The following is an 8,726-nucleotide window of genomic DNA, read 5'->3' as shown; positions in this document are numbered from 1 at the left end:
GGGGTGTGGCCCGCCGTGACCGGCGCAGGGATCAAGCCTGACCGCCCGGAGCCGGGCACGGCGGGCCACACCCCACCCACCGACCAGCCGGCGGAGCGAAATCCACCGACCAGCCGGCGGAGCGAAATCCACCGACCAGCCGGCGGAGGCGGAATCCACCGCCCAGCCGACGGAGGCGGAATCCACCGCCCAGCCGACGGAGCAGGATCAACTCCGCCGATGCCCCACCCAGATGTCCACCCCCGCCGCCACCAACGCCAGCACGACCACCCCCGCCGCCAGCAACAACGAGTGCCGGAACGCCGCGGCCCAGTCCCCACCCGTGCTCGCGAGCGAGGAGAAGAACATCGCCCCGACCGCCGCGATCCCGGCCGCCGAGCCGATCCGCTGGCCGGTCTGGAGCATCCCGGCCGCACTGCCCGCCTTCGGCACCGGCACCTGGGAGAGGGTGAGAGTCTGGTTCGGCGTGATGACCAGCCCGCTGCCCAGCCCGGCCACCAGCAGCGGCACCGCGGTCAGCAGCGGTACGGAGTGCTGCGGCGAGCCGCGCAGCACGAGCACCACCGTGCCGAGGCCGATCACCACGACGACCAGCCCGATGCCGACCAGCGGGCGGCCGAAGCGGTTGACGATCCGGCCGCCGAGCGTCGAGGCCAGCGCGGAGCCGAGGGCGAACGGCGTGATCGCCAGGCCGGCGATCAGCGCGCTGTAGCCGAGGCCGTTCTGCAGGTAGAGCGTGAAGATGAAGAAGATGGCGGTGAACCCGCCGAAGTAGACCAGCGCGATCAACGCGCCGAGGGTGTACGAGCGCAGCCGGAACAGCCGCAGGTCGAACAGGGGTGTCTGGTGGCGGGCGTACCGGCGCTCCCAGAGGCCGAAGCCGACCAGGACCGCCAGGCCGGCCGGGACGAGCGCCCACTTCCACGGGCTCTGCCACTGCTCGCGTTGCACCAGCGGCAGCAGCAGGAGCAGCACGCCGACGCCGAGCAGCAGCACACCGACCGGGTCGAGTCGGTGCCGGTCGGGCTGCCCGGCCGGTCGGGCGGGCAGCAGCCGCCAGCCGAGCACCACCGCGAGGATGCCCACCGGCACGTTGACGAAGAACACCCAACGCCAGCCGTGCTCCTCGCCGCCGAGCTGGATGAGCAGCCCGCCGAGCAGCGGGCCGATCGCGGTGGAGATGCCGATGGTCGCGCCGAGCAGGCCGAAGGCCCGACCTCGTTCGGTGCCCGGGAACAGCTGCTGGATCAGGCCGGTCACCTGGGGGTTGACCACCCCGGCGGCGGCGCCCTGGAGCAGCCGGGTGGTGACCAGCCAGGCGGGCGAGGTGGCCAGGCCGGCGAGGGCGCTGGTGAGCGTGAAGAGGGCGACGCCCACCACGAAGGCGGTGCGTCGCCCGCGGGCGTCGCCGAACCGACCGGCGGGCACCAGGATCAGTCCGAACGTCAGCGCGTACCCGGAGAGCACCCACTGCAGGTCGCTCGGGCTCGCGTGCAGCGCCCGGTCCATCGACGGGACGGCCACGTTGACGATGCTGACGTCCAGCAGCGTCATGAACGCGGCGACCAGCCCGACGCCGAGGGCCTGCCAGCGGCGTCGGTCACCCGCGTCCGTCACGGCGGCCCGTCGATCAGCCATGACCGACCGCTACCCGGCGCCCCATCGGGCAAACCGGTCACGCCATCTGGCGGGCACACCACCGTGGGCCGAAGTCCAGCCCGGCCATCGGGGAGTCCTCCCGGTGCAGCAGGTCCTTCTCGGTGAGCAGGTGCAACGGCCCGTGCACCTCCTCCTCCGCCATCCCCGCCTCCTGGGCGATCGAGTCGGGGTACGGCACCTGGCCGCGCGCCTCCAGCGTGGCGACCGCGTCGTACACCCGTACCTCGGCCTCCGACAGACGTACCTGCTGCATGGTGACCTCCTTGCCGTGACCCGCCCGTCGCACGGGCGGTCTGGGTACCGCGGCTTACCCGCCGGGTGACCGACAATGCCCACCCGATCGGTCGGTCGTGACCGGCCGGCCGCGCCGGGGTGTCCTAGGGTGGAGCCCGTGATCACCTGGGATCTCGTCGTCGTCGGCGCCGGCCCCGCCGGGCTCTCCGCCGCCCACGCCGCGGCCGGCGCGGGGGTGCGCACGCTGGTGCTGGACCGGGCCGTGCACCCCCGGTACAAGACATGTGGCGGCGGCCTGATCGGCACCTCGCTGACGGCGGTCGCCGGCCGCATCGAGGTGCCCGCGCACGACCGGGTCGACCGGGTGACCTTCACCCGGGACGGGCGACGCGCCTTCACCCGCCGGCACCGCACCCCGCTGGTGGCCATGGTCCGCCGGGACGAGTTCGACGACCGGCTGCGCGCGGCCGCAGTCGCCGCCGGGGCCGAGCTGCGCGAGGGCGTCGCGGTGCGCGGCATCGACCAGGACCCAGACGGGGTACGGGTACGGCTGGCCGACGGTCAGACCGTGCACGCCCGGACGGCGGTCGGGGCGGACGGTTCCTCGGGGGTCAGTTCCCGGCACGTGGGTGTCCGTTTTTGCCAGGTGGATCTGGGTCTGGAGCGGGAGCTGCCGGTGCCGCCGGCCGAGCAGCGGCGCTGGCGCGGCCGGCTGCTGCTGGACTGGGGATCGGTGCCCGGCTCGTACGCCTGGGTGTTCCCGAAGGGGTCGAGCCTGACGGTGGGGGTGATCGCCGCCCGCGGCGAGGGGGAGCGGACCCGTGAGTACCTGCGCCGCTTCGTCGACCGGCTCGGCCTGTCCGGGGTGGCGGCCGAGCACGACTCCGGGCACCTGACCCGCTGCCGGGCGGAGGGCTCGCCGTTGCGGCACGGCCGGGTGCTGGTCGCCGGCGACGCGGCCGGCCTGCTGGAGCCGTGGAGCCGGGAGGGGATCAGTTACGCGTTGCGCTCCGGGGCGCTCGCGGGCACGGCGGTCGCCGCCGGTGACCTGGCCGGCTACGAGCGGGCCGTGACCGCGCAGCTGGTTCCGTCGATGCGGGCCGGGCATCGGCTGCTGGAGGTGTTCGAACGCCGGCCCGACGTCTTCCACGCGCTGCTGGCGACGCCGGCCGGCTGGGGGATGTTCGTCCGGTTCTGCCAGGGCCGGGCGAGCTTCGACCAGACGCTGACCCGGGCTCCCGTCCGGGCCGGTCTGGCGCTGCTGGACCGCCTCCCGCCGATACGGCAGCGCACGCCGTCGGCCCCTGGCCAGCCGATGACCACCCGGTCCGGCTGACACCGCCGCGTCAGGGCACGACCACCGTCCGGCCCTGACCTCCACCTGCTCGAGCACCCCCGAGCGGTCATCCGTACCGCGCGCAGGTGTTCCCACCTCGTCGCCGGCGCTGGTGGCGGCGCGCTTACCCGCGCGGGCGTCGTTGATGGGACGGCGGGGCTGGACCGGGGGCGGCACAATGCGGGCATGAGCGACCCGGAGCCCACCTCGTTCGACGACGAGGAGTACGCCTTCCTCCGCCATGTGCGCTTCGGTGAGCTGCCGCCGGCGGTCCGCCCCGAGGAGCGGGTGGAGCTCACCGAGACCGATCCGCGCCGCGACCGACCCGAGTCGACCAACGACGACGAGTGGCACCTCCGGCTCGGGCCCGGCGGCTGACCGCGACCGGCGGTGGCGGCGCCGGACGCGAACGGGCCGCGGGGGTGGATCCCCGCGGCCCGTCGGCGTGTGTCGGTGGTACGGCTCAGAAGACCGGCACGCCCTCGCGCACCAGCTTCCAGTTCGGGACATAGAAGTCGACCGGGTCGATGGTCCCCTTCGCCTGCGCCCAGTCGATCAGCAACTGGCGGATCTCCTGCTGCTCGTTGTAGACCTGGGTCTTGACGATGCCGGGGAAGTTGCCGCCACCGCTGCGCCGGTAGTTGTTCACCGCGACGACGAACTGCGCGGTGTCGGCGACCGGGGTGTCGGTGCCCGCCAGCACCAGGCGGGTGATCCGCTGGCCGACCGGCTTGCTGATGTCGATGTCGTAGTCGACGCCCGAGATCACGTCGTAGTTGTAGTCCGGCACGGCCGGGTCGCTGATGGTGGCCGGGTCGACGGCCGCGCCCACCGGCAGGGTGACGAAGTACTTCGCCGAGAACTCCAGGTACGCCTTCACCTCGGCGCCGGTGAGCACCACGGCCTCGAGGGTGTTGTCGAAGACGTAGAGGCCGGCCACGTCGCGGATCCGCACGTCGCCCTGCGGGAAGACCGCGGTGCGGCTGAACGGGGCGGCGATCGACAGCACCGGCAGCGACGCGTACGACGTGCCGGCCAGCGCCGCGGTGACGACCTCGGTCTGGACGTGGTTGATGAAGTCCAGGATCGGGGTGTCCTTGTACCGCGACTCGGCGGCCGACAGCTCCTCGGAGGACTGGGCGACGACCGTGTTGACGTAGTCGACGGTCTTGCTGTGCTGGCCGCGCACGGCCGCGAGCACCGCCGGGTCCTCGACCACGGTGTTGGTGTTGAGCATGGTGGCGCGCTTGGTGACGACCTTCCAGGTGCCGCGCACCTTCTGGACGGTGAAGTCCATCCGGGTCAGCCGCTGGCCCCACTTCGACGGCTCGGCGGTGAGCACCTGCGCGCCGGTGGCCGTGTTGGTGACGAACTTCTCCACCACCTCGGCGTGGGCGTGGCCGAAGAGGATCGCGTCGATGCCGGGGACCTGCTGGGCGATCAGCGTGACGGGGTTCTCGTTCGGCAGCTCCGGGCCGTAGCTGGAGGTGCCGCTGTCGCCGCCGTGCGCCGAGATGATGACCAGGTCGGCGCCGCGCTCGCGCATGATCGGCACCCACTTGGCGGCGGTCTCGACCATGTCGGGGAAGACGAGCTTGCCCTCGACGTTGCCCTTGTCCCAGATGGCCACGCCCGGGTTGGTGAGGCCGAGGATGCCGACGTTGATGGTCGGGGAGTCCCAGCCGCCGAGGCGGACCTTCTTGATCACGTACGGCAGGTAGGCCGGCTTGCCGGTGGCCGCGTTGACCGCGTTGGCGGCGAGCGCCGGGAAGCCCAGCTGCGAGATCCAGGTGGCCAGCAGCGGCAGGCCGTAGTTGAACTCGTGGTTGCCCAGCGTCACGGCGTCGTACTTCAGGATGTTCATGGCGTTCGCCATCGGGTGCGTCTCACCGCTGGTGGTGATCGGCTCCTGCTTGGCGTAGTAGGTGGCCAGCGGCGTGCCCTGGATGGTGTCTCCGGCGTCGAGGACCAGGGTCGGCTTGCCCTTGCGCTCGGCACGGATCTGGTTGACCAGGGTGGCCAGCTTGGCGACGCCGACATCGTTGTGCCTGCTGTCGTCGTACTCGGCGTCCTTGTAGTAATCCCAGTTGTAGACGTTGCCGTGCGTGTCCGACGTGCCGAGCACGGTCAGGTCCCAGGTCTTCGGTCCCGTCGCCTCGGCGGCCCGGGCGGGGGCGCCGGCGATCAGGGGGGTGGTCGCCGCGGCGGCGGCGACGGCCAGCACCTGGCGCCGCGAGGCGCCGGAGGAGGAGGTCATGCGGTGCCCTTCCAATGGGGGTGCGGCGCCTCGTGGGCACCGTTGCGCACCATAACGAGCCGCTGTCACTCCAGCCACAGCGGCCCGAGCTGTTCCACCCCACCAGCGCCGCCGGCCACCCTCGCGTAACACCGAGGTCATCCGGCGGTCGCCCTCGTTTCCGGCCCGGTCCGCCGGGTAGGGCAGACGAGCAGAAGGCCGGACGAACTACCCCGAGGAGCACCGGTGAGCGAGGACCAGTACACCCAGCAGGACCCCACCGAGCAGTACGGCCAGCAGCAGGGCCAGCCCGCCCAGCAGCAGTCCGCGCCCGGCTCGACCGGTGAGATGGGCCCGAAGCCCGACCACGGCGAGGAGTCGTACCGGGGCAGCGACCGGCTGACCGGCAAGCGGGCCGTGATCACCGGCGGTGACTCCGGCATCGGCCGCGCGGTGGCGATCGCCTTCGCCCGGGAGGGCGCCGACGTGGTCATCTCCTACCTGAGCGAGGAGGAGGACGCCGACGCCCGGGAGACGGTGCGGCTGGTCGAGGAGGCCGGCCGCCGGGGCGTGGCGGTGCGCACCGACCTCACCGACGAGGGCCACTGCCGGGAGCTGGTGAAGCGGACCCTGGCCGACCTGGGCGGCATCGACATCCTGGTGAACAACGCCGCCTACCAGATGTCCCAGGACGACGGCATCGCCGGCATCAGCACCGCCCAGTTCGACCGGGTCCTGAAGACCAACCTGTACGCCATGTTCTGGCTGTGCCAGGAGGCGATCCCGCACATGGCCGACGGCGCCACGATCATCAACACCACGTCGATCCAGGCCTTCGACCCGTCACCGCAGCTGCTCGACTACGCCACCACCAAGGCGGGGATCGCCAACTTCACCAAGGGGCTCGCGGCACAGCTGGCCGACAAGGGCATCCGGGTCAACGCGGTGGCCCCCGGCCCGATCTGGACGCCGCTCATCCCGGCCACCATGCCGCCCGAGAAGGTCAAGCAGTTCGGCACGGACACCCCGATGGGACGACCCGGCCAGCCGGCGGAGCTCGCCCCCGCGTACGTCTTCTTCGCCTCACAGGAGTCCAGCTACGTCACCGGCGAGATCCTCGGCGTGACCGGCGGCCGCTTCACCAAGTGAGCGCAGCGCGCCCGCTGGCCGTCGCGGTGGTCAGCGGGGCCAGGTGGCCAGCCGGCGGCGGACCTCGGCGATCCGCGCCGCGTCCAGGCCGTAGCGGGTGAACCGCTGGTCGGGCACCCGGTCCAGGTAGCGGCCCGCCTCCCGGACGTCGTCGTCGTCCAGCGCCGGGTCGACCTGCCGGGCCAGCGCCAGCAGTTCGGCCACCGGGTAGTGGTCCAGCGCTGACGACACGTCGATGTAGTCGCGGACCTCGCGCCGGTTGACCAGCGCGGCGGTCTTGTTCGCCACCAGGTCGCGGACGTCCATCACCGGGCCGAAGTCCATCACCACCGGGGAGCGGTACCGGTCGAGCCGGGCGAGGCTCAGCCGGATCCGCCTCGGGCCGCGGGTGACCACGAACTCCTTCATGTCCCGGTCGAAGCCGTCGAACAGCCCGCCCAGGTCACTGTCCGGGTCGGCGTCGGCCACCTCGAACCCGGCGCGCTCCAGTGCCGCCCGCACCTCCGTGGCGGCGGCCGCCGCCGCGCCCTCCACGTCGGCGAACAGGTCGACGTCCTCGGTGGGGCGGGTGACCAGCCCGTGCGCGGCCCAGGCCACCCCGCCGCCGAGCACGAACCGGTGCGGCCCGGCCGCCGTGAGCGCCACCCGGGCGACCTCCCGGTAGAACTCGTGCAGGTGGAAGCCGCTCACGCGGTCCGCAGACCCCGGTGCCGGCTCTCCCACGCCTGCCGGACGCCCCGGGGCAGGTTCAGCCGCCGCCACACCCGCCGCAGCGTCCGGCCGTTGATCAGGTGCCGCAGGTCCTCGGCGCGGGTGGTCTCCCGCAGCACGTTTTCGTACATCCAGAGCAGCTGGTCCGGGTCACCCAGGTCGAACGTCCGGTCGGCGTTCCACATCAACCGCACCGGCAGCTCCACCACCCCCCGGGTGGGACCGGCCAGCTCCGCCAGGGTGCGCGCCACCACGGCGGGACGGCCCGGGCGGGCCAGGTGGGGCGCGGTGCTGACGACGGCCTGCATGGTGTCAGGGTAACGCCGACTCCGCTCCGCGCAGCCGACCCGGTCGCCCGCATTCCACTCCCCGCCCATTTCCCCCGTCCCGCGCCCCCGCTCCCACCACCCCCCGCTGCGGCCGATCACGCCCGTGTCCGGCACCGATCACACCCGCCGACGCAGGCCGGCCTCGACCGCCTCGGGCTGGCCGCCCGGTCGGTGCCCGCCGGGTACGCGGCCAAGGTCCGCCGCCCGCACCTCTTGACCCGCCCGTCCCACGCGATCCGTGCCCGCGCCTCCTGACCCGTCCGTCCCGCACGGTCCGCGCCGCCCGGCCAGCCTTGCCCGAGTACTCGAGCCCGCCCCGGCCCTGCCCGTCGTCGACCCGTCGCCTTCGCGATTTGCGGTGTGTCGCGGGGATGGGGGCGCGGGATCGCGCGACACGCCGCAAACCGTGAGCCCTTGGAGTTGGCCAGGCGCCGGTTGCCGTAGTGCAGGCAGCCGCGAACTCAGGGTGGCAAGCCGCGCGGGTTGTGCCGTTCCGGTCGCTGGCCGTGTCGGGATGTCCGGTCCCGGCCAGGTCGGCGTGCCCGGATGTCGCGCGGCGGTTTGGCATCCCCGTGTCGGATGTCCGGTTACCGGGTCCGCTGGGTGCCGTCCGATGTCCGGGTCTGGGCCGGCGAGTGGCGGGTCGTCCCGTGACTGGGGGCACCCTGGCGGTGGAATGGTGGCCGGGCCGGGGTCGTTACATCACCTGGACGATCGCAGCAGCACCCCGCTGGCCCGGCCCGATACATGGGGCCGCCCGGGATGCCGGGCCCCCGGAATGATGGTGGGCCGCCGGTCGTTATACATGGACCCGGCGCCGCGAGCCCCCCGCTCGCGAAGCCTGCCGGGCAGAGACTTTCCCCTTTGTGTGAGCGCCTGCTCGTGGTGCTTACGCCGCCTGTCATGTCGATCCCCCGGTCGACCGGCGGCGTCAACCCCCTGAAGGAGCTTCCCCCATGAACACCACCATTCTGCGGAAGAGCGTTCTGGGTATCGCTGGTCTGGCTTTCGCCGGTGGCGTCTTCGCCGGCCCGGTCACCGAGGCCCACGCCACCCCGGCCGCTGAGGCGAA

Annotated in this window: 8 protein-coding genes; 3 read left to right on the top strand and 5 right to left on the bottom strand. The window is 72.8% G+C overall.

Annotated features, from left to right (window positions below):
• Positions 1–207 precede the first annotated feature (207 nt).
• The gene (locus ACTMS9_RS30530) at positions 208–1,638 is read right to left on the bottom strand and encodes an MFS transporter (RefSeq protein ID WP_441166630.1); all 1,431 of its coding nucleotides are present in this window, start codon (positions 1,636–1,638) and stop codon (positions 208–210) included.
• Positions 1,639–1,675: 37 nt separating this feature from the next.
• Entirely contained in the window at positions 1,676–1,912 is a 237-nt protein-coding gene (locus ACTMS9_RS30525; protein WP_088962112.1) for a hypothetical protein, read from the bottom strand.
• Positions 1,913–2,050: 138 nt separating this feature from the next.
• On the opposite strand from ACTMS9_RS30525, the gene ACTMS9_RS30520 reads away from it, so the two are divergent.
• Positions 2,051–3,229 (top strand): geranylgeranyl reductase family protein, encoded by a 1,179-nt coding sequence (locus tag ACTMS9_RS30520; RefSeq protein WP_441149636.1) that lies wholly within the window; start codon positions 2,051–2,053, stop codon positions 3,227–3,229.
• Between the two features lie 186 nt (positions 3,230–3,415).
• Positions 3,416–3,607: a hypothetical protein gene (locus ACTMS9_RS30515; RefSeq protein WP_280840851.1), complete on the top strand. Its 192-nt coding sequence runs from the start codon at positions 3,416–3,418 to the stop codon at positions 3,605–3,607.
• A gap of 85 nt (positions 3,608–3,692) precedes the next feature.
• Here ACTMS9_RS30515 and ACTMS9_RS30510 read toward each other — a convergent pair whose 3' ends face one another.
• Positions 3,693–5,486: a bifunctional metallophosphatase/5'-nucleotidase gene (locus tag ACTMS9_RS30510; RefSeq protein ID WP_441149635.1), complete on the bottom strand. Its 1,794-nt coding sequence runs from the start codon at positions 5,484–5,486 to the stop codon at positions 3,693–3,695.
• Between the two features lie 225 nt (positions 5,487–5,711).
• Here ACTMS9_RS30510 and ACTMS9_RS30505 point away from each other — a divergent pair, with 225 nt between their 5' ends.
• Positions 5,712–6,614 carry an SDR family oxidoreductase gene (locus tag ACTMS9_RS30505; protein WP_441166629.1) on the top strand — a complete coding sequence of 301 codons (903 nt, stop codon included), beginning with the start codon at positions 5,712–5,714 and terminating at the stop codon, positions 6,612–6,614.
• A gap of 30 nt (positions 6,615–6,644) precedes the next feature.
• On the opposite strand, the gene ACTMS9_RS30500 is transcribed toward ACTMS9_RS30505, so the two are convergent.
• Both ACTMS9_RS30500 and ACTMS9_RS30495 read right to left on the bottom strand, forming a co-directional pair.
• Entirely contained in the window at positions 6,645–7,304 is a 660-nt protein-coding gene (locus ACTMS9_RS30500; protein ID WP_441166628.1) for a nucleotidyl transferase AbiEii/AbiGii toxin family protein, read from the bottom strand.
• The gene (locus tag ACTMS9_RS30495; RefSeq protein WP_154936863.1) at positions 7,301–7,633 is read right to left on the bottom strand and encodes a hypothetical protein; all 333 of its coding nucleotides are present in this window, start codon (positions 7,631–7,633) and stop codon (positions 7,301–7,303) included. Before ACTMS9_RS30495 ends, ACTMS9_RS30500 begins: the two co-directional genes overlap by 4 nt.
• Positions 7,634–8,726 lie beyond the last annotated feature (1,093 nt).

The sequence above is a fragment of the Micromonospora sp. L31 genome, assembly GCF_052068075.1.
Lineage (GTDB): Bacteria > Actinomycetota > Actinomycetes > Mycobacteriales > Micromonosporaceae > Micromonospora > Micromonospora purpureochromogenes.
Note: the sequence above shows the minus strand (reverse complement) of the source record. Positions and strands in the feature narration are given on the sequence as shown.